Here is a 22,995-nt window from a genome sequence, read left to right as displayed (position 1 = left end):
ACCTTTTGTTTTGGAACGATCATGAGTGAGACACGAATAGATAGCATACTTCTGGCAACGGACTATTCGCATCGAAGTACACCCGCCGAAGAATTGGCCGTGGATTTGGCCGTGAAATATGCGGCTGTACTGCATGTGGTGAGTGCCATCGAGCCAATTGTTGGCGTGAGTCCTGACGACGAGGAATTGGCCGAGTTCGAGGCGTTCTACGCCAAATTACGTCAACGTGCAGAGAGCGAGCTAGAGCGTCGGATCAGCGATTGGACATCGAAGAAGGTCGTCGTGCGCCAACACATCGAGATCGGTCCGCGTTGGAAGGTGATTTTGGACAAGGCAGCCAACGAACGTGTGGATCTGCTTGTCCTTGGAAGAAGGCCCTTCGACTCAAGCGCATCTCTCGGGTCCACAAGTCACCGTGTATTTGTGGGCGCCCAACGTCCGGTGCTCCTGGTCCCGGGTGAGGAGTCGTGAGTCTTCCAGATGCGTCGCAATTGGCGCGGACCTATGGGAACTCGCGAAAGAAGCAATTCGGCCAACATTTCCTCGTGGACCCCCAAATCCTCGGAAAGATTTGTGATCTCGGCGGCGTTAAAGAAGGCGCCCAGGTTGTAGAAGTAGGGCCAGGATGCGGGACGTTGACCACGTCGATGTTGGCGCGAGGCGCCGAAGTCATGGCACTCGAGATCGACCGTGATGCTGCGGAATTCTTGCGCGAAGAGCTCAGCGTGGACGGCTTTGAGCTCATCGAGGGCGATGCGCTCAGGTTCGATTGGAGCCAGATCCAAGAGGGCACCATCGCCGTGGCAAATTTGCCCTATAATGTGGCAGTGGACCTGACGTTCGGCATGTTGGAAAGTGAGCGCTTTTCTAGCCTTACGTTGATGTATCAACGCGAGGTCGCCGACAGACTCGTCGCCCGAGCAGGTGATTCTTCGTATGGGTCCCTTTCGGTCATGGTCGAGCTCTGGGCCGACACGCGAAAGGTGATGGGGCTTCCCCCTGGTGCCTTTGTGCCGCCGCCAAAGGTCCATAGCGCCGTAGTTACATTCAAGCCTGTGCAGGGGTCGAGAATCGCCGACAAATCGCTACACGAGCCGTTTAAGAAGCTTGTGAAGACGGTCTTTGAAGTGCGTCGCAAGACCATGTTGAACGGTTTGAAGCGATTTGGGGTCCCGCCTGAAACTGGTCGTGAAGCTCTAGAGAAGGCTGGATTGGACGAAAAAATCCGCCCAGAGCGGGTCTCATTTGACGAATTTCTCGCCCTTACGGTCTATCTGCTCGATGAAGGCGTGATCTCAAAATAATCAAGCCGAGCAATCCGAAGAGTAGGGCGAGCGGGGTGCTAGTGCGCTTTGCGGGAGCGGTAGCGCAACAACCTTCTTCAACGTCTTCTTCAAAAACATGAGGGGGCGGGGCATCGCAAGTTCGACGTTCTGTAAGCCGCGGATAGATGGCGCACAAACCGTCGATATCGTCTTGTTCGAGCGTTCGCTTCCTGGTCTCTCCGATCGCAGCTGATGCAAACATGGTGGCGGTCATCTCGGGCGTGTGGTCCAAGCCGATGAAGTGCCCCACTTCGTGGGTCAGCGTGTTTTGCACGTCCACTTCTGGGTTGTCGTCACCGACCGTGAAGTTATGGAATTCTCCGTTCAACTCAATGTCCGCATCTACGATATGGCCCGTTTCAGCGTTATACGTCACGCTCGTCAGTGCGAATGCCGTTCGGCTGTAGCCCTCGGGCCACTCGTCGTCTCGCCAGACCACAATATTGGCTTTTCCGTCCGCGGCGGCGCGCGAATCGTCGGTTTCGCCCCCGTAGAGAATCTGGAGGTCAGAACACTCAACTTCATGCCAGGCTTCGAAGCCCAGATTTACCGCTGAGAGTAGCTCGTCAGAAAGAATCCCGTCTTCGGTGGGTACGGCGGCGCTTCCAGCCTCATGGAGATAGTAGCTCACACAGCGTGCGTTCCACTTCACCTGTTTTGGGACCTCTCCAGCCTTACATCGAAAAGCTCCGAATTCGGTACAAGTGGTGGTTGGAACCCAGGCCGATACGTCAAAAGACAAGAGGAGTAGCGTAAGAACAACCCAGACTTTCATTCATTGGCTCCAAGTACCTCAGCCATGAACGACTTGAGGTCGCTCGGAAATTCGGACATCTCTACAGGTTTGCCGTCTTCTGAGATCGGATGGAGGTGAGCATCAGGACTACGCTCGACGCGGTCTTCTTTGAGAACAAAGCGGCCTTGTTCGAGGCCCAGGACTGCCCATCCCTTGTGTTTCGGGTGTGACTCAAGGAAGAGAATTTCTCGAGAGCCTTCTGCAAACATCGGCAAACCCGGAACCCGAGTCACGAGGTTGCCATGCCTCCCGCCGAGATAACGGATTGAAAATGTATCCATCGGCTGGCCTTTCCAAACGTCTTCGGTTCGAAAGGTGGCCTTCGAAAAGACTCGACCGTCTTTCACCTCGGTCTGAACATCCTCGACACTCACCACCACGATCGCATCAGCTTCCTTGGAGAGTGTCTTGAGGTCCATATGCAGGACGGTCGCAGCGTGGGCACTGAAGCTCACAAGTGCGACGATGAAGAGGGAGAGTAGGGCGTGTTTCATTCTTCTTCGGTACGCTTGAGGTAATCAAAGAGACGATAGTGTAACTCGATCTGAGGTCGGTTCCATTCCTTTGGGTTTCCTAGATAGGACCCCATCGAGCGACCTCTAAACATACCATCTTGCATCCAGATGATGATTTCTCCACCTTCTGGTGTTTTTAGCGTTCTGGCAACATCAACCACGTCGGTCTCACCTGCTTGAACCAGCGACTCTCCCCAGGTGGAAGTGATATTGAAGATACGAGCGGCGCTATCCTCGCCTTCCTCGTAGTCGGCAATCTCTAGGCCACCTACGTCCAGCTTCTCTGAGAGTGCAGGCAAAGGGCCTGTCAAAATTGAGCTCGTGTTGGCGCCAAATGTCGGGTCGTCAAGCGTGCGGCCATTCAGGTCAAAACCAGGAGCCACGTGCTGCAAGACCTGTGTCGTTACCTGATTGATTTGATCTGGGCTGAATGTCACCACCAACTTTTTCCCGTCCCGTGTGTATTGGCTGAGAGCGGTGAGTTCATCTTGAGTGAACTCCTCTTCGGGCGTCATCACGAACATGATGTCATCGGTCGCTTCGAGCCGGGTCGTGGCACGCGCAGTCACGTCCAGATCTCGGTTGGCGTTGGTGAAGAACGCGAAGAATCCTTCGTTGGAGTTACGACCCGCTTTGAAGTTTGTTTTGGTTTGATAGAGGCCGATATTGATACCCATCGGCTTGATGTCGCGCAACGGCGTCTCGGCCCCGTCCATTTTTGCGGCCCATTCCATCGCATTCATGAAGAACTCGAAGTTGTCCCCAAAATGGAGCCAGGCGTCTCCGAACATGTTTTGGTCGCCCGCAACCACGACGCGACCCTGGCCGTATTCCTCTGCGGCTACCACTTCGAGCGGGCCTTTCTTCTCTAAAGCTTCCAGAGGGAGAGTCTCTTCGAGCGTGGCGGGGCCTTCGGTCCATGCAGATTCAAAGGCCTTCCATTCGGCGACGGCCTTGATTCTTACGGTACCCGTGTTTTGGCTAGGCGTTGCCGTTACCACCCCTTCGAGCTCACTCGAGGCGTTGATGGCTTCTGCGATGGCTGTCACGATTTCGGCAGGCGTTTCTTCAGCGCCTGACGTGTACTCCACCGGAACACCTTCGATGCTAAACGCGAAACGCGCTGACTCAGTAATCTCCTCGTCCAACGTCAACGTATGAACGGTGTTGATGCCGTCCCAACGCCAGTTTCCAAAGAGACCACCACCTGCGTTGGGATCCCAATAGTCAGCAAAAGAGCCCTCAGAAGTAAAAGCGAGCCCGCCAGATTCGGAGATCATGGGGCCACCGGTCTGAAGGCTGATCATCTCCAGATCTTGGGTGACAGGATGCGGCACAAAGTCCCAGGTAAGTGTCCACCCGAGTCCCGCAACGGCGTACTCAGGCGGCTGATCTGTGGCGGTGTGGTAGGTGACTTCTATACCCATCGGAATCAAGAAGCGGTTAATCCTCTCCGCATGCCTGTACACGTTGGTATGATCCGCGATAACAAAGAGGCCACCACCGTTCTCTACGAACTCTAAGATCACGTCGATCTCTTCGTCGGTGAAATCAGGTCGATCCTCGGAGAGTAGATTGATGAAGATAACATCGAACCCTTCGAGCCGTGGGGCCGAAAACGGTTCGGTTCTTATGGCCGTCCAATTGTATTCGTTATTTTTGAGGTGCTCGAATGCCCTCCAAAATCCAAAGACTCCCTGATATCCAAACTCATCTTTGTCGAGCCGATAGTCGACGGGGTTCTGTTTTGTGGTGTGATACACGTCCACTAAAACCCAAGGCTCGTCCGAATCTTTGGGGGGACGCACGTACGGTTCTTCCACGTCCTCTGCACATGAAAGGATGCCTACGAGACCTAATAAAAGCAGTTTTTTCACGTTCTTCTCTAGCTCAACTGAGGTAGCCCACTCAGCTGGCCACCTAACCATTTATTGTAGAACTTTTCCGAGTGTATCTTTGGCACGCTGAAGCGTTGTTCCTTCGATTCTTTTTCTGAGGTGTTCGTCAGCCGCCACCGCGTCTTGGATGGCCTTCTTGGGTAGCAAGAGTGCCTCGACGTCGCTCGCCGCTTGAACAGTTGCTGTTGCAGCTTTTCCGCTGAGCAACGAAACCTCTCCCACATAATCGCCAGGTCCCATTTCTTTGAGGTCGACATGCTTTCCAAACGCATTCGTAAACACCTTGATCGAACCTTCGACCACCAGGACCAGGTTCTCCACTTGTTTTCCCTCTTCGATCAAGCTTTGACCGGAAGAAAACGAAACTAACTTAGCGTTTTCGGAAAGCATTTGCAGAAGGTCTTCGGAAACCTGCTCAAATAAAGGGGATTTTCGAAGTGTGTTCAGAAGGACATCGGTCATTGGGTCTCCCTATCAGAATTCGGGCGAGTGTATCTCTTCGACAAGAAACTGAAAAGCGGCACATCCCATTGGGATGTACCGCCCTCATATTCCGAGGCCAGTCGGAAAACTTATCTAAAGGCTGGAAGGTGAATCGGTGCGTTTTGTCCGTGGACCCAATCTCGGAGTCGAACGAAGTGGCGGTGTGAGATCTCGGTGAACTTGAGACCGAAATGCCCTTGGGCATCGTAGGTCTTCTTAGCGCCGATGAGCAATGGCTCGCTATCTCCGGGGAGCTCTATCTCGAGTCTCACTTTTTCGTCTTTGGCATCAAAGGGTTCAAGAAGGCGCTCAACCCGCATCCCACCGAGTGAGATGTTAGTTGCTCGGCAGATAGTCATCATGCCGCTTTCCACCTTATTGAAGATGATGTCGCAATTGATACGTTCTTGCTTTCTGACTTCGCTCATGTCCGACCTCCGTGTCGACTTGGGGCACCGTTGCCCGACATAAAAGCAATATCACGCGCTGGGACTAGGACAATTTTTTAGCGCTTGAGCGTCAGGTAACCGATTGCAAAGGCGAAGAGGCCGTTGGCTGCAAGCCAAACTCTGTCAAGCATGCCCGCGCCAGGAATCCAAAGTACATCGGAAGTCAGAATGAACGACTCGGCGAGCAGGAATCCCGCCATACCGATGGCCAAGCCAGCACTCAGCGCGCGAAGTGTCTTCGAGCCATTAAGGAACGCTGCTGCGCCGAGAGGAAGCAACGCACTCGCAAAAATCGGGGTCTGGTGGAACCCAACGCCGAGGAGCATCATGTCGAGCTCCGCAAGCGGTCTTGAGAACCATGCGGTCCATGAGAGGTCTCCAGCGATCAAAGGCAAGAAGAAGAGTCCACTTGAAGCTGCGACAAGTCCTGTGAAGAAGAGTGGGCTCGCTTTCGGGGCGATTCCAAGCATGTCCTTTCGTCGCACTCCTGCGAAGGCCAAGAGGGCGAGCAATAGGCCAGCACCAAAACGGGTCGAACCTTGTTCGGTGACGGCTGCTTTGACCGCCGCATCAGCTTGCACGATGCCTGCGCCGTAGCGCTCTTCAAACTCTTTTGGGTTGGAGTAGCGCTTCTTTTGAGACTCATCCGCACTCTGCTTCAGGATTTTTTCGACTTTGTCGGGGTGCGTCACGCCTTGTTCGATGATCAGCGCCGCGATCGCGGCTACGTGTGGTGATGCCATCGACGTTCCCATGTAGAGGGCAAAGTCATGGACGGCTGTGTTTCCGTCTTTGAGCGTCTCTTGCATCACGCCATCTGGGCGCCCGTCTTTGTTCTGGTCGATGCGAGTATTTCCACCTGGCGCAGCGACGTCCACATAAGGACCCCATTGAGAGTAGAAGGTAGTGTGCTGGTCGAATTGCGTGGCCGCGACGGCTACGACCTTATCGTAGGCAGCAGGGTAGCTAGGTGAGCGTTTCCCGGCGTTTCCAGCGGCAGCGATGATGGTCACACCCTTCTTGTGGGCGTGTTCGATCGACGCTTTCATTACGAGGCTCGGAAGTGGTCCGCCAAGGCTCATGTTGATGACTTTGGCGCCGTTATCTGCTGCGAATCGAATCGAGTCAGCGATGTCTGCGACTTGACCGAATCCACGACTGTTTAGCACGCGGAGCGGCATGATCTTGGAGTTGTACGCGAGCCCTGCGACCCCGTACTTGTTGTTGGTGCTTTGGGCGATGGTACCGGCCACGTGTGTTCCGTGTCCGTGTCCGTCCCAAGCAAAATCGTCTTTGTCGACGAAGTCGTAGCCTTTGACGAAAGCTGTATCCGCGAGGTCTTTTGCCGCAATAATGTTCTTGGCCTTATCGTCTTCGGCGGCAACACCTGTATCGATCACGGCCACGACGACACCTTTGCCCGTCGCCATCTTCCATGCGCTCTCAGCATTCACCTGCTTAAAGTTCCACTGGAACTGATAAAGGGGATCGTTTGGGGCTCCAAAGGTCTGATACTCGATATTTTCTTCCACCCCTTCAAGGATTGAGTTTGAACTCAGGCAGTCTCGAATAAACGGAACCGCGCCTTCCTCGACTTTAGCCACGTAGATGTTCGGGGCGTCAGAAGTGGGGCTGTTAAGGTCCGCATCTAGACCCCACGACTTTGCAAAAGCCACGGCTTCTTCGTGCGAGACATCGTCGTCGAAATCTAGAATGACTTCATCCCAACGAGGTTCCGTATCGGAGATCTGAACTCCGAAAGTGGCGTGGGCTGGGTTATGAGGAATGGCGTTATCTGTGGTGGTCTGGCTTGTGCCGATACACTCTTGAAAGCGGTCCACCGGAGTCACCGCGTGAGCGTGCGACGCGAGGAGGAGTGTTCCGATTCCCAGGCTGAGCCCTAGTGTGCGTTGGATTTTCGTCATGTTGTCCTCTTTGCGAGAGTCGGCGTAAATCGCCTCTTTACATCAAGTGTAACGAATCTTGAGGCACGTTGCATTCCCCGGAACCAAATTTTTTTGATTTCAGTCGACTTCTGAGAGGTCGGACGCGTTCAACGAGTGCGAATTGTCGTGTAAGCGTTCGGCAGCAATGTTTGAGGTGTATTGCGCCATGGAGGGGTGCTTGAGGCTCAGGGCCTCGAAATCGGCTCGCGGAAGATGGATGACGTGACCTGACTCCGACACCACACACCCAGCCACAGCAGGTGTGTCGGCCACAAGTCCGATCTCGCCGAAAATCTCACCGCTCTTGAGTGTAGCGATGGTGATTTCCCATTCGTCGTCTTTGCGGACGACATCGACCTTGCCGTCGAGCACGATGAAGAGGCCAGGGCTAGGGACACCTTGAATGATGAGCGAATCGCCTTTCTTGAGTCGCAGTCCGGTGAACGAGTCCATGATCCCAGCACGGGTCTCATCGGAGAGCCCATTAAACATGGGGTGGCGCGCCAGGATATGTTCTGTCATGGCGTGCCGGCGAAGCGTTGCAATTCGGTTCTGGAAATCTCCAAATTGAACGCTCAGCGTTTGAATCGCTGCCTCGGTCAGTCTCAGAATCTCTGAGCCCGTTTGAGCAAAAACGTCCACTTCAGAAGGCCGTCCAGAGCTTCCCTGGCAAGCGAGTCCGATAAGATCGTTGGGTTGGAGATAGAAAATCCCGGTCTCGGCCTTCACGATGAGCTCGTCTGAGACCGTCCAAACGAGGTCCACGCTTCGTTTGTCTTTCTCAACGATGCGTTGCGTCCGGTCGTAGACATTATATTCGATAAGGTCGAGGACTCGCCTGAGGGCCTCTTGCGGCAACAAACTCAGAAGCGGAACCGACGGAAGGCCACCGGGCTGTGAAAGAAGTCCAGTACGCGTACTCGCAAGTTCGGAAGCTCGGTCCAAGAGTTCATCGTCAGGCACATCACATGATCGACCTTGAAGGTCGAGTGATTCGCGAGGTTCCGGAAGCGGCACTCTCGTGACTTCCGACGATATGAACGGGCTTCGAATATTGTAGAGGGTCGCGATATGGTCGAGCACGACTGGCGTGTCTGGATTCAGGGCGAGCATCTGCCGGGCGGCCGCGATGGCTCGCATGGGATGACCGGCGTTTGCGAAATGCCGGGCAACAGCCTGATAGATGTCGACTGCCTCTCGCTTTCTGCCTTGTTGCGCAAGTATGAGGGCAACGCGTTCGCGCAATGGGACGTTATCGTCAAAGCGCGAAAAGTTGGCGAGAATGATACGAAGGGCGACCTCGTGGTCATCTTGATCGACGGCATCGTTGATAGCCGACATCAATTGAGAGAGCTTGCTTGGCTCCATTCGAGCTCCAGAAGATTCAGACCGGGACTAGTCGAAAGACCTTACGCCAAAGTACAGGTGCTGCCAACGTTAGAATCTCAGTTGAGCTTCGCTTGACACAGCGAGAAGGTGACCCCTAAGATTCCCGGGTTTCAACCTTAATCGACCGAATTGTCCGGGCAAAGGGAGTATGCATGACGACGAATGACCAGATCGAAGCTTATCTGATCGAAACGCAATTACCGTTTGAGCGCGTCAAGGACGGATTTTGGATCATCCATGACGAAAGTGACGCAGTAGATAATATCGTGGTGGTCCACACTCCGCCTGTGATTACGTTCCGCGTGAAGCTTATGGATGTGCCCGAAGGCGACCAGCGTGAAGAACTTTTCCGACATCTGCTCCATCTAAATGCGTCAGCAATGGTGGCAGGCGCGTACGCGCTTGAGGATGATTCGGTGGTCATCGTTGACTCGCTTCAGAGCGAGAATCTCGACTATAATGAGTTTCAAGCTTCAATAGACGCCATCGCGTTTGCGGTTCGGGAACATTATTCGGATTTGAGTGGGTTTAACCCAAGCGGTAACTGACGCAATTTGTTGAACATCGGAAAAGCAATTAGAACTTAAGTCCACTAATGGACAAAGCGGAGACACGAGATGGGTCTTTTCAATCGTATCGGCACGCTCCTTAAAGCAAATATCAACGATCTGGTCAGCAAGGCAGAGGATCCTGAGAAAATCCTTAACCAGCTGATCCTCGATATGAAGGAGCAATTGATCGAAGCCAAGAAGCAGGTTGCGGTCGCAATTGCAGATGAAAAGCGGCTCAAGAAGCAGCTTGATAACGAATTGCACATGGCGAGGGAGTGGGAGAAGAAGGCGATGATGGCGGTTCGCGCTGGCCGAGATGACCTCGCGCGTGAGGCTCTTCAACGCAAGACCGAACACGACAAGCTGGCATCCGAGTTTCAGGCTCACTGGGAGGCGCAGAAGGCTGCTTCAGACAAGCTTCGCGACTCGTTGCGTCAACTCAACAATAAGATCGAGGAGGCGAAGCGTCGTAAGAACCTCCTCATCGCTCGTCAGAAGCGCGCCGAAGCTCAGAAGACCATTCAAGAGACGATGTCTGGTCTGAATGACACGTCGGCCTTCGATACCTTCGACCGCATGTCGCAGAAGATCGAGCAAATGGAAGCAGAAGCTGAGGCGTCTGCTGAGCTTGCAGAGGGCATGTCCGGCGATAATCTCGCGTCGAAGTTTGAGGACCTCGAAGTGGATCATGGTGCCGACGAAGCTCTGATGGCCTTGAAGGCCAAGATGGGCATGGGCCAACAAGCCGAGCAGAAGTTTGAGTTTGAAGAGAAGCAAGAGAAGAAGCAGTCGGTTCCTGCGGGTCGTGGCACCTGGGACACTGAAGATTTCTAGCCCTAGCGGCTCTTGTTCTGGAATGAGCCTCCGAGATTCGGGGGCTCTTTTTTTGTGAATTCGGAGGAAAAGATGCCTGAAGTCTTTGGCGGGATCCTTTGCGCAGGTTTTGGAACGCGTCTCAAACCCATTACGGAGGTTGTGCCCAAGCCCTTAGTGCCATTTCTGAACACACCCATCGTGGCGTACCCACTTCAGAACCTTCGAAGTGCGGGCATCGAGAGGGTCGGTCTGAATCTTCATCATCTGGCGGATCTAGTTCCACCCGTGGTGGACAAACTGGCTCTGGTACTGGGCGTTAAGCCGGTTTACTCGCGAGAGTGGGAAATCTTGGGAACCGGCGGAGGTATCCGAGGGATTTGGGAGGCGCTCGGTGAGCCAGAGGGGACGCTTGCGGTGTTGAATGGGGATTCGGTGAGCGATATCGAACTCGCCCCTCATATCGAGGCGCATCATGCATCTGGCGCCGACGTGACACTGGTCATCCGCGCGAAGACCGAAGGTCAACCGGGGCGAGTATTTGTTGGGCAGGGTAAGGGCATTGCGGGGATTCGGGACTATCGGCGTCCGGGCGCATCTGGATTGACGGAGTACGAGTTCACGGGGGTTCATATTCTGAGCCATCGTGCGATCAGCCGTCTGGAGCTTGAGCCGAGTGATGTGGTGGATGAGCTCTATGGGCCGATGGTTCAGGCCGATGAGGCCATTGGATTCTCGGTGGCCGAAGGCGGTTTTTGGGCTGCTCTCGACAATCCAAGGCTGATCTTCGACGCCACTAAAGCGGTTTTGGACGCCCCCGAAGTCTTTGGATTGGCGCCTCTCGGTGAGGCGATTGGAGATAAGCTCCATATCTTGCGCCAGGAGGATATCTCTGGTGAGTCCAAAGTGAGTGGTCCTCTCTTTTTCGGCATGAACGTCAAAACCGAGGCCAAAGCGTTTGTTGGCCCTTACGTTGTCATGGATGGTGTAGAGGTTGCGTCCGGCGCAAAGGTCAAGAACGCGATTCTCTACGGAATGGGCCGGATTGAAGGCGAATGGGAAGACTGCCTTGCCGTTGCTGGAAAGGTGGTTTCGATTCCTTCTTAGGGCAGAAGGCCTTAAGGCGCCGGGTAGAAGATCGGTGCGCCAGGTCCAAGTGGGAGGCCAAGCGTGTACCAAATGAAGATCATGATGGTCCAACCGATTCCGAGCGCGATCGAGTAGGGGACCATGGCTGCAAGTATGGTGCCCATACCCGCCTTGGGATCGTATCTCTGGGCAAAGACGATGATGATTGGGAGGTAGGGCATCAGGGGCGTGATGATATTGGTCACTGAGTCACCTACGCGGTAGGTGGCCTGAACGAGCTCGGGGCTAAAACCTGAGCCATTGCCAGCCATTCCAGCTTGCATCAACATGGGGATGAAAATCGGTGCCATGAAGGCCCATTTGGCTGAAGCGCTGCCCACCAACATGTTCATAAGGGAGGAGACCACCAGAAAGCCGAGTAGTAGCGGGAGGCCGGTGAGGCCAATATCGCGCAAAAATTCAGCGCCTTTGACAGCGGTCACGGAGCCGAGGTTGGTCCAGTTGAAATAAGCAACGAACTGCCCAGCCACGAACGCGAGCACGATATAGGCGCCCATGGTTCCCATGGCTTCGCCGGCCATTGCGGCGACGTCTTTGTCGTTGCGAATCTGGCGAGTCAGGTAGCCGTACACAATCGCAGGGAAAATGAAGAGGATTGTGATGAGGATCTCGATGGAGTCGAAGAAGGGCGCATAAGCTTCGATTGCGGGCATGCCTTCTGCAACGGGCTGGCGAAGCGGCGAAGAGGGAATGAGCGCGAGCAGGGAGAGTGCACCGGCGACCAAAAGGGCGACCCCAGACGCGAGCTTGAACGCTCTTTTGTGTTCGTCGTCAGGTTCATCGGTGTTCATGTCCAGCGACTTCGGGCGCTCCCACTCGCCAAGCATGGGCTCGACAATTCGTGTGGTGATAACGGTTCCGATCACCGTGATTAGCACCGTGGACACCACCATGAAATAGTAGTTGCAGGTGGCATTCACCGAGTACGAGGGGTCGATGGTTTGCGCTGCTTGTTGGGTGAGTTTTGCAAGCATCGGGTCAAGACCCGTGATCAGAAGGTTAGCGCTGTAGCCGCCCGAAACGCCGGCGTAAGCGGCAGCCAATCCTGCTAGTGGGTGCCTTCCCATGCCCGCGAAGAGCAAAGCGCCTAACGGCGTCAGCACGATATAACCCGCGTCTGCGGTCATGGAGCTCATGACACTCGCAAACACGAGGGTTGCCGTAATCAAAGAGGCTGGCACAGAGCTCACGAGAAGCCGAAGGCCCATCGCGAAAAATCCAGTCTTCTCGGCGATCCCGATGCCGATCATCACGGTCAATACAGGCCCGAGCGGTGCAAACCCCACGAAATTGTCCACCACGTTGAGGAACATCCACTTGATGCCCTCGGCACTCAAGAGGCTGACGACAGTCATGGTTTTGACTTCGCCGGTTCGCTGGACCATGTCCGCGCTCAGCCCTTGGAATACCATGGACGCGAGCACGACTAGACCCGTGAAGATCACGAAGAGCGTAAGTGGATCGGGAAGTTTATTACCAAAATCGCCGAGACGCTCAAGCGCTCGAACTACGATGTTTTGGGAGGGTGCCTTGGAAGACATAAGATTCCTTAGACATTGAAAAAATTGTGTGGGGAGCGATAACAGAGACTTGGAGCCGGCGCAACGCGGCTGTGCACAAACTCCACGATGCGATATACGGCCCTGCATGAGAGTACTGCACACATCGGACTGGCATCTTGGAGTAAGCGCTGACACGGCGCCTCGGCACGAGGAGCACCAACTCTTTCTGGACTGGCTTCTAGGTCAATTGACCGAAGAGCGAGTAGATGTGCTGGTGATTTCGGGAGATGTGTTTCACTACACGCAGCCATCGGCCGCGGCACAGGCGCAGTTCTTCGAGTTCTTGGCTCGAAGTTCAGCAATCCCGGGCCTGGATGTGGTGGTGGTTGCCGGTAATCATGATTCACCGTCTCGTCTCGATGCTCCGCAGGCCCTACTCAAGAATCTCAATGTGCATGTGGTGGGGAACCTTCCCGAGAACTTGGAAGAGTGTTTGATCCATGTGGAGCGGGGAGAAGAGAGTTTGGTTGTGGCCGCGATTCCGTATATCTCGGAGTCCAAGCTCGGGATTGTCACGACGGATAAGGATGCCGCGCAGATTCGGGATGAGTACAATCAACGCTTTCGCGAGATTTACATGTCGTGCGCGGACAGCGCGCGCGAGAGGTGGCCCGATGCTCGGATGATCGCAACCGGGCATTTGACATGTGTTGGCGACAAGCCGAGCGAGGAGGGTGATTACCAAACACCTCTGCATCAAGCGATGATGATCTCGGGGCTGAGCGCGGATATTTTTGGGCAGGCGTGGGAGTATGTGGCGCTGGGTCATATACACAGGTGTCATGCGCCTGCGCCGCATGTTTGGTATTCGGGCACGCCGGTTCCGACCGCGATTACCGAGGCGTTTTCTCCGAGGTACGTGATGCTTTGGGAGAACGGAACGGTTAAGCGGGTCGAGGTCCCACGATGGCGCGATTTGTGGGTGATCGAGGGGACGGCAGAAGAATTGAGAGACGTGGTGGAGAATCTGGTTTGGGAGTGTGAGCTCCCGCCCTATCTCTATATGGAGCTTGATGGCGAAGGGATTGGCCCAGACTTTTTTCAGCGCATCTTGAGTGTCGAGTTCCCCGACGCAACTCCGCGAATTGCATCGTTCAGGCGCAAAGTGCTTGAGGTGCAGGTTGAGGAAGAGGAGGCCTTCGACCCGCGAGGACTCGATTCCTACACGCCAGAGGAAGTCTTTGTGATGAACTGGAAGGCTCAGTATCAGGAGCCTCCTGGGCCATTGGAGTTGGCTGCTTTTCGTGAGCTCTTGAGTGAAATTCAAACTGATGGAGCAGCGGACTGACGCTGAAAATTCATGCGATTTCACAAGCTTCGTATCAAGAATCTCAATGCCTTGTATGGCGAACACGTCATCGACTTTGACGCCGACATTCCTGGGGCTGCGTTATTCCTGATCGTGGGTCCAACGGGGGCTGGAAAGTCCACGATTCTGGACGCGATTTGCCTGGCACTCTTCGGACAAACACCACGGCTCGATAGGCGAACGGGACACGCTGAGCACGACGTCGACCACGTGATGTCCATCGGTGAGGCGGAGTGTTTTGTAGAGCTCGAGTTCAGTATGATTGCCCACGATGGACGTCGAGAGCGCTACGTGGCGGCGTGGTCTATGCGCCGAGCTCGAGACAATCCCGATGGCAAGCCGCAGCGCCCTGAGCGTTCGCTAGTCAAAATTGAGGCTGGGGCGCAAAAACTCTTGGTCTCTGACCATCGGGTGAAGCTCTACCAGCCTGAGTTCGACCGTGCTCTTCGCGGTCTGAGTGTGGAGGACTTCAAGCGCAGTATCTTGCTCGCACAGGGCGATTTTGCGGCGTTCCTGAAGGCCAGTGATTCGGAAAAGGCGAGTATTCTTGAAAGGGTCACGAGCACCGAGATCTATCAAAAGATCGGGGCGCGTGCGGCCCAGCGGCGTCGTGATGCCGAGAACGAGCTGAGAGACCTTGAGAGACGTGCCGAAGGCGTGTCCGTCCTAGGTCAGGAGGCTCGCGAAGAGTTGAACAAAGAGATTGGGTCATTGGTAGCAGGGCTGCAGGAGGCCAAGGAGAGCGCCGAGAAGGCTCAGGAAGAACTTGAGGTTCTAAAACGTGCTCAAAAGCTCAAGAGTGACCTTGTTCAGGTTGAGAAAGATCAGAACCTTTGGAAGCTCGAGCACGAGCGCGCGAACATTGAACGCAAACGGTTGAAAGATGATTCAACGGTGCGAGACGCCGCTGAGTTGGTGGTCTCGAGGAACCGCGCGGCGGCATCTATGCAGGGGCTGGGCGAAAGGGTAGAGCGACATCAAGAGCTCTGGGATAGAATCTTTGGCACATGGCAGGAGCTTAGACGTCAGGAAAAGCAGGCTCGAGGTGGGCTAGGCGCAGCGGAGGCTAAGATTGGTGCTGAGCAAGCTCAGCTAGAGGATGCGCTGGCGTTAGAGGCCAGGGCAAAAGGGCTTCTCGGTGTGCTCAGGGAGCGCCGCGAGGGTCTAGACTTGGTTAGGGCCAAAGTCGAGGAGACCTCGAGACTCTTGGAGGAGCGGCAAAGTCTCGTCGCCGAAAACGAAGAAGCCATTCAACCGTTGACCAAGAAAATTGAGCGCTCACGGGAGAAACTGAAGACGCTGATCGAGGGCGCTTCGGAAGATTTCGAATCAAAGATCCAGGATGAACTGGTCGCACTAGACAAGAAGCTGAACTCGATACGAGCGGCGTCCTCACACTTCAGTCAGATCGAGCGATTTAAATCGGAACGAGAGGATAGACGGGGGCAATTGGATTCGACCTCGGCTGAGATCTCGAATGTTGAGAAGGAAATCTCGGCCGTTCAGGAGAATCTAGAGTTGCTTGGGTCGCTCTTGGAGGCAAGGGATGCAGCGGTGACTCATGTGCGCGAGATCCTCTCGCTATCCAAATGGCGTCGAGAACTCGCCATGGGTGAGCCGTGTCCGCTTTGTGGCTCTCCGCTTCACCCTTATCTTGAGTCGGAAGAAGTCAGGGAGATCGACGAGAAGGGCGACGCGGAGATCTTGACTAAGACGCGCGAACTAGAGGAGACGAAGTTTGAGCTAGACAAGAAGAAGCGCTCTTTGGATTTGCTAAGAAACCGTCTCACGGGACTAAAAACCTCAAAAGAACACAGCGAGTCTCGTTTGTTGGGCATCACTCAAGAGTTAGAAGATGCCACGCGCCACTTTTCCAAGGCACTGATCGATGCCGGATTCCAACCCTTGGAAGAGTACAGGCTTCGCGACCAAAGCGTGTTGAAGGCCGAAGAAGAGGCCTTGGTGGCCCGAAATGAGGAGAAGCGAGAACTTCTGAGCCGGGTCCGAAAGCTTAATGCCCAGGTTGCGGATCTCGAGAAGGAGCTTGAGAACTTGAAACGTCCCGAGTTGAAGGAAGAGGTTAGGCTTCTCGAGCGAGATTTGGTCAATGCGCGACGCAGCTTGGAAGATGCCCGGAAGAAGGCGGAGGAGGTTGAGGCGAGGTGGCTCGAGTACGTTCAGCCGCTTCAGGAGCTTTCACAGAAATGGGAAATCTCGGAGATAGAAGACGGAATTCCTCTCGCGGGTAGTGCGCGGCAGGCATGGCATGAGTCGGCGATTTCGGCGGCAAAGAGGGAGGTCAGGAAGTGGACCGAAGAGCTTTCAAAATCAGCTCAGGTCGAGGCGCAGTGGGTAGGGGAGGCTGTCTCACTTGCGTCGCAAATCGAGAATGCTCGCCAAGATTTGGACCGGGTTTCGTCGACCCTGAGAGAGGAGCTCAGCCGATTAGAGCTGAGTGAGGACGAGGTGCTTAGCCGAGTACTTTCCCAAGAGGTGCGAAGCCAACTCGAAGCTCAGATCCGAGAGGTCGAATCTACCGGAACTCAGCTTGAGGAGCGGGCGCGCCTAATCCGGTCTGAACTAGAGCCCCTGGGTGAGGTGCAAACAAGTGATGAGGGTAGGACTTTGCTTGAGGAGCGGGTTTCGGCGTTGAACCAACGCTACGACGAGCTTGGTGTTGAACTTGGGCGCCTGAAAGAGCGCGCTGAGAGTGACGATCGAATGCGCGAAAAGCTGTCTCAGATGCACGATGTTCTTGAGGAAACTCGTAAGCGTGACCAGCTTTGGGTGCGAATCGCGAATCTCATCGGAACCAATGAGGGTGCGAAGTTCCGCGAGTTTGCTCAGACGTTGAACTTGCGTGGACTCGTCGAGCGGGCGAATCGCCATCTGCGCTACCTCCACCCTCGTTTTGAGCTGGTCGTGGCTGAGCGTGACGGCCTCCCGACACTTCAGTTCGACGTGCTCGACAAGTACCAGGCCTCTAGGATTCGCCCGTTGACCACGCTCTCGGGCGGCGAGTCATTCCTAGTGAGTCTATCGCTTGCGCTTGGGCTTTCCGAGTTTCGGAGCATCGACTTCCCTGTGGAAATCCTTCTTTTGGACGAGGGCTTTGGGACACTCGATCAGGAGTCCTTGCGTGTTGCGGTCTCGACTCTGAAGCGCCTCGAGGCGCAGAGTGCACGCCAGATTGCGCTCATCAGTCACGTAGAGTCGCTTAAGGAAATGATTCCGGTTCAGATTCGTGTTGAGCCTCAAGGCTTTGGGCGCTCCAAAATCTCCGTCGTCAAATGATTGACCCGCGCGCGGGCTTTTGCGACTCTAAAGAGAACTGATTGAATCGGATGACTAATGAACGATTGCTCGGCGATGTGGCGAGTCCTCACACTCTTGGCGGTATTTGGCATAAGCGCCTGCGGAGGCGATGATCCGCCGCTGCTTCAATCGAATAACTCGGAATCAGATTCGGGCACCCAAACTACCGGTCCAGACGACGGGAACACCGGAATCACCAATAACGTGGTCTTTCCGGGGGAAGATATGGGCCCTCAAGAGGAAATGGGGGAGTGCTCTCCAGACCAGTTGGATGAGCCAGACCCTTCGTTTTTTGACGCGAATTGTGATGGTATCGACGGTGACGAATCGCAAAGTGTTTTTGTAGCCACTTACGGTGATGATGCGAATCCGGGCACAAAGTCTTTGCCGAAAGCCAGTGTTGGAGCCGCCATCGAAGAAGCCGCTGCTACCGGAAAGACGTGGGTGCTCGTGGAAGAGAGTCTCTACGATGGCGGTTTTGAACTGGTCGACGGCGTGAATCTGGCGGGCGGCTATGGCTTTGGCTGGCGCCGAGATGGACGTGCGAAGACCACCATTCGCGGTGGCAATCCGTCGATTCGAGCTACGAATATTTCGTCCCGAACTCTTGTGATGGACTTGACGGTGGAAGGAGGGACCGGGGAGCCAGGTCAGACGGCAGTGGGCATCTTGGTGGAAGGAAGTACGGGCCTGATTCTTCAGAATTTGCGGGTCACGGGTGGCCGTGGAGGTGATGGAGCATCTGGAGATACGGGGGCAACCGGAACCACTGGGAATCGTGGCAGCAACGGGGAAAATGCGCCTCCGGATTCGGGTACCCTCGGTTTCTGCAAGAATCAAGATGCAAGCGATGCTCCGAGTGTAGGTCCGGGCGCTGAGCCAGCGTGTGGTTCCGATGTTGGCCGAGGCGGCGCTGGAGGAAGGTCTGGAAAGGGCTCATCGAGCGGCCAGAGTGGTCAGCGAGCGCCCGATAGTGGCGGCGAAGGTGGAAATGGGGGTGGTCAGAGCACGGCAGGGTTTAAGGGGCAAGATGGCCCATCGGGGAGCAGTGGTGCGCCGGGAGCGGGGGGAGGTTCGGGAGGACAGTTCAACGGTTGGCAATGGCTAGGTGAAAGTGGTCAACCTGGCGAAGCCGGTGCCCCTGGTAAAGGCGGTGGTGGCGGCGGCGGAGGTGGTGGTGGCTCGGAAGCAATCGGTTGTGATTCCTGGGGCGGTGCCGGAGGCGGTGGTGGTAGCGGCGGCTGTGGTGGTGCCGGTGGAGAGGGCGGAGGTCATGGAGGTGCTTCTGTGGCGGTGATGCTCTTGGAAAGCGATATCACGATCCGAAATTGTCAGATCTACGGCGGTGCTGGAGGTGCCGGAGGTTCCGGTGGTGGGGGAGGTCAAGGCGGAACAGGTGGCGACGGAGGAAGTGGCGGCAACAAAGAGGAAAACAGCGGAAACGGCGGCGCAGGAGGTCGAGGTGGGACTGGTGGCCGTGGAGGCGAGGGCGGCGGTGGCGCTGGTGGACCATCGATCGGGCTTTTCTCAAACCGCGCGCTGAGTGTTCAACCCATCAATACCATGGTGACTCAGGGTGAAGCCGGTGTTGGTGGATCCGCCGCGAGTGCGGATGGAAGAGGAGCTGACGGATTCGCCGAGTCTGTTCGCATCGCTCAATAAGCCTCGGAAGAATCAGCCTCCGAACTTCTTTTTCAGGTCTTCCAAGTCGTCGTTCGTCTTCTTTTGCCGTTCCATCCGGTTGAAGACGTTTTCAAGTTCTTTGCGACGTGGATCCACAATGTCATCCACCGAGAGTTCCTGAAACGCCTCGATACTCGCCTCGAACCCTCGGATCTTATCAGCCATACGGTCGAACTCGTTGAACGTGCGCTCGTTTCCAGGGGAAACCGAAGACGCGTCGCTAGAATCCATCTCAGGGACGTCACCGCCCTTTGCGGCGAGCCTTCGCTTGAGCTCGCGGTCCCAGGCTGACTCGTCGTTGAGCGGTTGCTCGGAAGTGCTCGGTGTGCTTCGACGGTCAGACTGCATGCGGGTGCCCTGTAGTTTGAGTTCCAAGGCCTCGAGTGCTCGGGTGATGTCTTTGAGGTACGCCCGCTGATCGTCGAGTTGGTCGCGGAGTTTTTCGATTGCCGAGAGGGTCTTGTTCTTCTGGACCAAGGCTTCGCGGGCGAGGTCCTCTTCACCGGCCTTTAGCGCGAGCACCGCTCGCTGCTCCCAGAGGTCGACTTTTTGCCGTGAACTCTTGATCTCCTCGATGAGTTGTCGCTCTCCCTTTCTCAACTCGATTTGTTGGCGACGAGCGTCGCGCAGCGAGCTTTCGACGTCAGACATCGTAGACCTGAAGCGATCTCGGCTCGAAATCTCATTGAGTTCAGATCGGATAAGGAGGTTTAAACGGTCCAATATGCTCATTTCTTTTCTCCGAAGAGGTCCATCGTTTGACCAGGTTCGTTATCTCGCGATTTGCCCGGCCCTTCAAGGTCGAGTTCCGCGTGCGGTAAATCCCAACTCCGGGAGTTTTCGCCTCTGAAGTGGAACGAGCCACCAAGTGAACGGTCCCAATCGCTCCAAATTTCGTCTGCATGAGGCTCTTTGGGCATCACGTCGAAGAGTCGATTCAGGCGACTGTCGATCATGTCGATTTGGTGCAAGAGGTAGGCTTCCGCGGTTTGGGGAAGGATTGGGGAGCCATATTCGAGGCGTCCGTGATGCGAGAGAACGAGGTGCTGAAGTTCTGTAATGAGATCGGCCGGAGGTGCAGGTGACATCTCTTTTGCCGCGGTTTCCAACCACATGGTCCCCATCGCAATGTGTCCGACGAGCTTCCCTCTCGTGGAGTACTCGGTTGGGCCGGCAAAGCTCAGTTCTTCGACTTTGGCCAAATCATGCAGTAGGCACCCGGCCACCACTAAATCGGAATTGAGCAGTCCGGGATAGTAGGCGGCATAATGTTCACAAATTCTCAGGGCGAGTCGTGACATGGAAAGCGCGTGCTCTAGTAGACCCGCGCGATAGGCATGGTGATTCTTCTTCGCGGCTGGCGCGGCCAAGAGTTTCGCCCTCAAGTCTTGATCTTCGAGGATAAAACTCAAGACGGAGCGTATCCACTCACTCTTGATCTCGTTTGCGATCAGGTCTTCGATTTGTGCGAGTAGTGATTCTGCCTTCCATCTAGACGCCTCAAAGAAGTCGGCTTGCTCGATAGACTGAGGATCGATCGCTTCGAGGTCATGAATCGTGATGACGAGGGAATCCTTAAAAGGTTCGGCTTCCCCTCGAATGGCAACAAAATTGGACGTGAGGCGCTCCTGGATGAGCTCAGTGTCTCGCCAGACTCTCGCTTTGATCTGACCGGTTCGGTCGGCGAGTTGAAGTTCGAGATAAGGTTGCTGGTCGCGACTAATTTTTCGACGCCACCCCATCAGAAGGAATATAGTTTGGACGTGACCGGGTAAGTTAATATCAGTCACGAATAATCGCTTTTTCACGCCAAGCACCCCTATGTTAAAGCGTGAAGCGTAGCGATTTTCTGGATAATGATCCATTGAAGTGATTCGAGAAGTTAGAGCACAATGTTCCTGTATTGAGCATCGAGGTTTCCCTTGGATGAGTTGGACGAACGAGAGCCAAAGTTGGGCGGGTTGGACACGTCGGTGCCCGATAGCTACCAGCCATCCGCTTTGAGTGAGGTGTCGGTGGTTCAAGAGGACGACCGTTTGCTCGGCGTTACGATCGGCGGGAAGTATCGGATCGAGCGTAAGATAGGGCAGGGCGGGATGGGCGAGGTCTATCTTGGAATCAACGATTCGCTCGGTCAGAAGGTTGCCATCAAGTTTCTTAGCCGAAAGCTCGCCGATGACGAGGGAATCGTTGGCCGGTTTTTGAACGAAGCGCGCTCGTATTGCCGGGTGAATCATCCAAACGCCGTGACACTGCTTGAGTATGGGCAGCACGAGGATGGAACGCTCTACATCATCACAGAGTTCGTTGAGGGCAAGAACCTTGCGGAGACGATGAAAGAGCTAGGCGAGTTTACCTCTGCTCAGATTCTTCAGGTTGGCATGCAGATTTGCGAGGTTCTCTCTGCGGCCCACATTCAGGGCGTGATTCATCGCGATCTAAAGCCGGATAACGTGATGCTGACGCCGACGGCGCGGGGACGTTTCGCGGTGAAGGTTCTGGATTTTGGGATCGCCAAGATCGTGGATGAAGAGGACGGTCCGACCACGGAAACTGGGTCAGTTTTTGGTACGCCGGAGTTCATGTCTCCCGAGCAAGCGCGCGGTGAAGTGGCGGATCCACGAAGCGATATCTACGCTTTGGGAATCATCCTTTTCTTCATGTCGACCGGGAAGTTGCCGTTTCGAGGCAAGAATAAGCTCATCGTTTTGAACAAGCAGCTCAATGAGACACCTCCTCGCCCAACAGGCTTGAATTCATCCCTTTCACCGAAGGTAGAAGCGGTGATCCTCAAGTGTTTGAACAAAGAGCGCGGTCAGCGTTACCAGAGCGCAGATGACCTCTATGAGGCACTCGAAGAGCTGCAGTCTCCATCTGGGGGTTCCACGGCAAAGATTAGTGTGGATTCCAGTCAAGAGATCTTTAAGTCCGTGCGTGCAAATACGGTGATGCTCGGCGATTTCAATGACGCCGAGGAGACAGATCCGCACGCCGAGACGATGGCGGGATGGGAAGACCCTTTGACGCCGGGAGTCTTGGACTCCGTGGAGATTTCGAGGCCGTATGAGGCCGCCACCGAGGATCGTGAGTCGAAGCACCTGAGAAATATGTTGATCATCGCCACTTTGGTGGTGATTGGCGGGCTAATCTGGTGGTCTCCTTGGAATGCGCTTGCGCCCGAAACTGAAGTTTCTCGAACGGAGATAGAGACCAAGCTCGAGAATGTTGAGGCGCTCTTGGTGAAGGGTGATGTTGAAGGTGCGCGAGGTATGATGCCTTCGACGACATCCATTCCCCAGGAATTCTCTGACTTGAGGGCTAGGGCGACCGAGGCTGCTGAACGACTGGCCGAATACGATCGGTTTAAGACTGACTTCTTGGGGCATATTCGGAATGAGGAGTGTGGCCACGCACGGCAAATGCTTGAGTCGCTGGATCAAGGCGCGCAGGGATTTAAAGCGATGATCGAGGGACCATTGGTCCGATGTGAGGAGCGGCAGATTAAGGTGCCTACCACAAAGCCAGTTGACGATCCTCAAGGCTCAAACGCTCCCGAAAAACCAGCGGTTGTGAAGAAGCCCGAGGTCGTGAAGGAGCCTGCGGTTGTGAAAGAGCCTGCGGTTGTGAAAGAGCCTGAGGTTGTGAAAGAGCCCGAGGTTGTGAAAGAGCCCGAGGTCGCGAAGGAGCCCGAGGTCGCAAATCAACCGGTGCCGGAGAAAGAGTCTGAAGAAGTGCCAGACGAAGCCCCAGGCGGTGTGCTTCCTCCAAAAATGATCGACTGAAAGATTTCTCCCAAAAAACTTGAATATTAG

General features: G+C 55.0%; 19 protein-coding genes. 9 read left to right on the top strand and 10 right to left on the bottom strand.

From position 1 onward, the window contains the following. Positions 1–21 precede the first annotated feature (21 nt). Both FRD01_RS03440 and rsmA read left to right on the top strand, forming a co-directional pair. Positions 22–471: a universal stress protein gene (locus tag FRD01_RS03440; RefSeq protein ID WP_146957668.1), complete on the top strand. Its 450-nt coding sequence runs from the start codon at positions 22–24 to the stop codon at positions 469–471. Then, positions 468–1,304 carry a 16S rRNA (adenine(1518)-N(6)/adenine(1519)-N(6))-dimethyltransferase RsmA gene (gene rsmA, locus FRD01_RS03435; RefSeq protein WP_146957666.1) on the top strand — a complete coding sequence of 279 codons (837 nt, stop codon included), beginning with the start codon at positions 468–470 and terminating at the stop codon, positions 1,302–1,304. Before FRD01_RS03440 ends, rsmA begins: the two co-directional genes overlap by 4 nt. Here the strand turns inward: rsmA and FRD01_RS03430 are convergent. The 7 genes from FRD01_RS03430 to FRD01_RS03400 form a co-directional block, all read right to left on the bottom strand. Further along, entirely contained in the window at positions 1,264–2,100 is an 837-nt protein-coding gene (locus tag FRD01_RS03430) for a matrixin family metalloprotease (protein WP_146957664.1), read from the bottom strand. The two genes, rsmA and FRD01_RS03430, sit on opposite strands and share 41 nt — an antisense overlap. Continuing rightward, positions 2,097–2,615: a hypothetical protein gene (locus FRD01_RS03425; RefSeq protein ID WP_146957662.1), complete on the bottom strand. Its 519-nt coding sequence runs from the start codon at positions 2,613–2,615 to the stop codon at positions 2,097–2,099. Before FRD01_RS03425 ends, FRD01_RS03430 begins: the two co-directional genes overlap by 4 nt. Next, entirely contained in the window at positions 2,612–4,513 is a 1,902-nt protein-coding gene (locus FRD01_RS24150; RefSeq protein ID WP_249755967.1) for a GldG family protein, read from the bottom strand. The genes FRD01_RS03425 and FRD01_RS24150 overlap by 4 nt, the downstream gene beginning before the upstream one ends. Positions 4,514–4,564: 51 nt before the next feature. Next, positions 4,565–4,996 carry a Crp/Fnr family transcriptional regulator gene (locus FRD01_RS03415; protein WP_146957660.1) on the bottom strand — a complete coding sequence of 144 codons (432 nt, stop codon included), beginning with the start codon at positions 4,994–4,996 and terminating at the stop codon, positions 4,565–4,567. 110 nt (positions 4,997–5,106) lie between these two features. After that, positions 5,107–5,445 (bottom strand): PilZ domain-containing protein, encoded by a 339-nt coding sequence (locus FRD01_RS03410; RefSeq protein ID WP_146957658.1) that lies wholly within the window; start codon positions 5,443–5,445, stop codon positions 5,107–5,109. A 77-nt stretch (positions 5,446–5,522) separates the two neighbouring features. Beyond that, positions 5,523–7,391, bottom strand: coding sequence for a S8 family serine peptidase (locus tag FRD01_RS03405; RefSeq protein ID WP_146957656.1), 1,869 nt, complete (start codon positions 7,389–7,391; stop codon positions 5,523–5,525). 99 nt (positions 7,392–7,490) lie between these two features. After that, complete coding sequence (locus FRD01_RS03400) at positions 7,491–8,780, bottom strand: cyclic nucleotide-binding domain-containing protein (protein WP_146957654.1); 1,290 nt, start codon at positions 8,778–8,780, stop codon at positions 7,491–7,493. A 173-nt stretch (positions 8,781–8,953) separates the two neighbouring features. Here FRD01_RS03400 and FRD01_RS03395 point away from each other — a divergent pair, with 173 nt between their 5' ends. From FRD01_RS03395 to FRD01_RS03385, 3 genes are all read left to right on the top strand, one after another. After that, the gene (locus tag FRD01_RS03395) at positions 8,954–9,349 is read left to right on the top strand and encodes a YbjN domain-containing protein (protein WP_146957653.1); all 396 of its coding nucleotides are present in this window, start codon (positions 8,954–8,956) and stop codon (positions 9,347–9,349) included. A 69-nt stretch (positions 9,350–9,418) separates the two neighbouring features. After that, positions 9,419–10,186, top strand: a complete 768-nt coding sequence (locus FRD01_RS03390) for a PspA/IM30 family protein (protein WP_146957651.1) — start codon at positions 9,419–9,421, stop codon at positions 10,184–10,186. 72 nt (positions 10,187–10,258) lie between these two features. Then, complete coding sequence (locus FRD01_RS03385; RefSeq protein ID WP_146957649.1) at positions 10,259–11,272, top strand: nucleotidyltransferase family protein; 1,014 nt, start codon at positions 10,259–10,261, stop codon at positions 11,270–11,272. Positions 11,273–11,283: 11 nt separating this feature from the next. Here FRD01_RS03385 and FRD01_RS03380 read toward each other — a convergent pair whose 3' ends face one another. Beyond that, positions 11,284–12,855 carry an AbgT family transporter gene (locus FRD01_RS03380; RefSeq protein WP_146957647.1) on the bottom strand — a complete coding sequence of 524 codons (1,572 nt, stop codon included), beginning with the start codon at positions 12,853–12,855 and terminating at the stop codon, positions 11,284–11,286. Positions 12,856–12,961: 106 nt separating this feature from the next. Here FRD01_RS03380 and FRD01_RS03375 point away from each other — a divergent pair, with 106 nt between their 5' ends. From FRD01_RS03375 to FRD01_RS24145, 3 genes are read left to right on the top strand one after another with little or no spacing between them, the layout of a single operon-like run. Continuing rightward, a complete protein-coding gene (locus FRD01_RS03375; protein ID WP_146957645.1) occupies positions 12,962–14,164 on the top strand; it encodes an exonuclease SbcCD subunit D in 1,203 nt (400 codons plus the stop codon). Positions 14,165–14,176: 12 nt separating this feature from the next. Continuing rightward, a complete protein-coding gene (locus FRD01_RS03370; RefSeq protein ID WP_146957643.1) occupies positions 14,177–17,479 on the top strand; it encodes an AAA family ATPase in 3,303 nt (1,100 codons plus the stop codon). 57 nt (positions 17,480–17,536) lie between these two features. Further along, positions 17,537–19,162 carry a hypothetical protein gene (locus FRD01_RS24145; RefSeq protein WP_249755966.1) on the top strand — a complete coding sequence of 542 codons (1,626 nt, stop codon included), beginning with the start codon at positions 17,537–17,539 and terminating at the stop codon, positions 19,160–19,162. Positions 19,163–19,174: 12 nt separating this feature from the next. On the opposite strand, the gene FRD01_RS03360 is transcribed toward FRD01_RS24145, so the two are convergent. Together FRD01_RS03360 and FRD01_RS03355 are read right to left on the bottom strand one after the other, a co-directional pair. After that, positions 19,175–19,915, bottom strand: a complete 741-nt coding sequence (locus FRD01_RS03360; RefSeq protein ID WP_146957642.1) for a PspA/IM30 family protein — start codon at positions 19,913–19,915, stop codon at positions 19,175–19,177. After that, positions 19,912–20,991 carry a 3'-5' exoribonuclease YhaM family protein gene (locus tag FRD01_RS03355; RefSeq protein WP_249755965.1) on the bottom strand — a complete coding sequence of 360 codons (1,080 nt, stop codon included), beginning with the start codon at positions 20,989–20,991 and terminating at the stop codon, positions 19,912–19,914. The genes FRD01_RS03360 and FRD01_RS03355 overlap by 4 nt, the downstream gene beginning before the upstream one ends. 114 nt (positions 20,992–21,105) lie before the next feature. On the opposite strand from FRD01_RS03355, the gene FRD01_RS03350 reads away from it, so the two are divergent. After that, positions 21,106–22,965 carry a protein kinase domain-containing protein gene (locus FRD01_RS03350; RefSeq protein ID WP_146957638.1) on the top strand — a complete coding sequence of 620 codons (1,860 nt, stop codon included), beginning with the start codon at positions 21,106–21,108 and terminating at the stop codon, positions 22,963–22,965. The last annotated feature ends 30 nt before the right edge of the window (positions 22,966–22,995 follow it).

It is taken from the genome of Microvenator marinus (assembly GCF_007993755.1).
GTDB classification, from domain to species: Bacteria; Myxococcota_A; Bradymonadia; order Bradymonadales; family Bradymonadaceae; genus Allomicrovenator; species Allomicrovenator marinus.
This window is presented reverse-complemented; position numbering and strand designations above follow the sequence as displayed.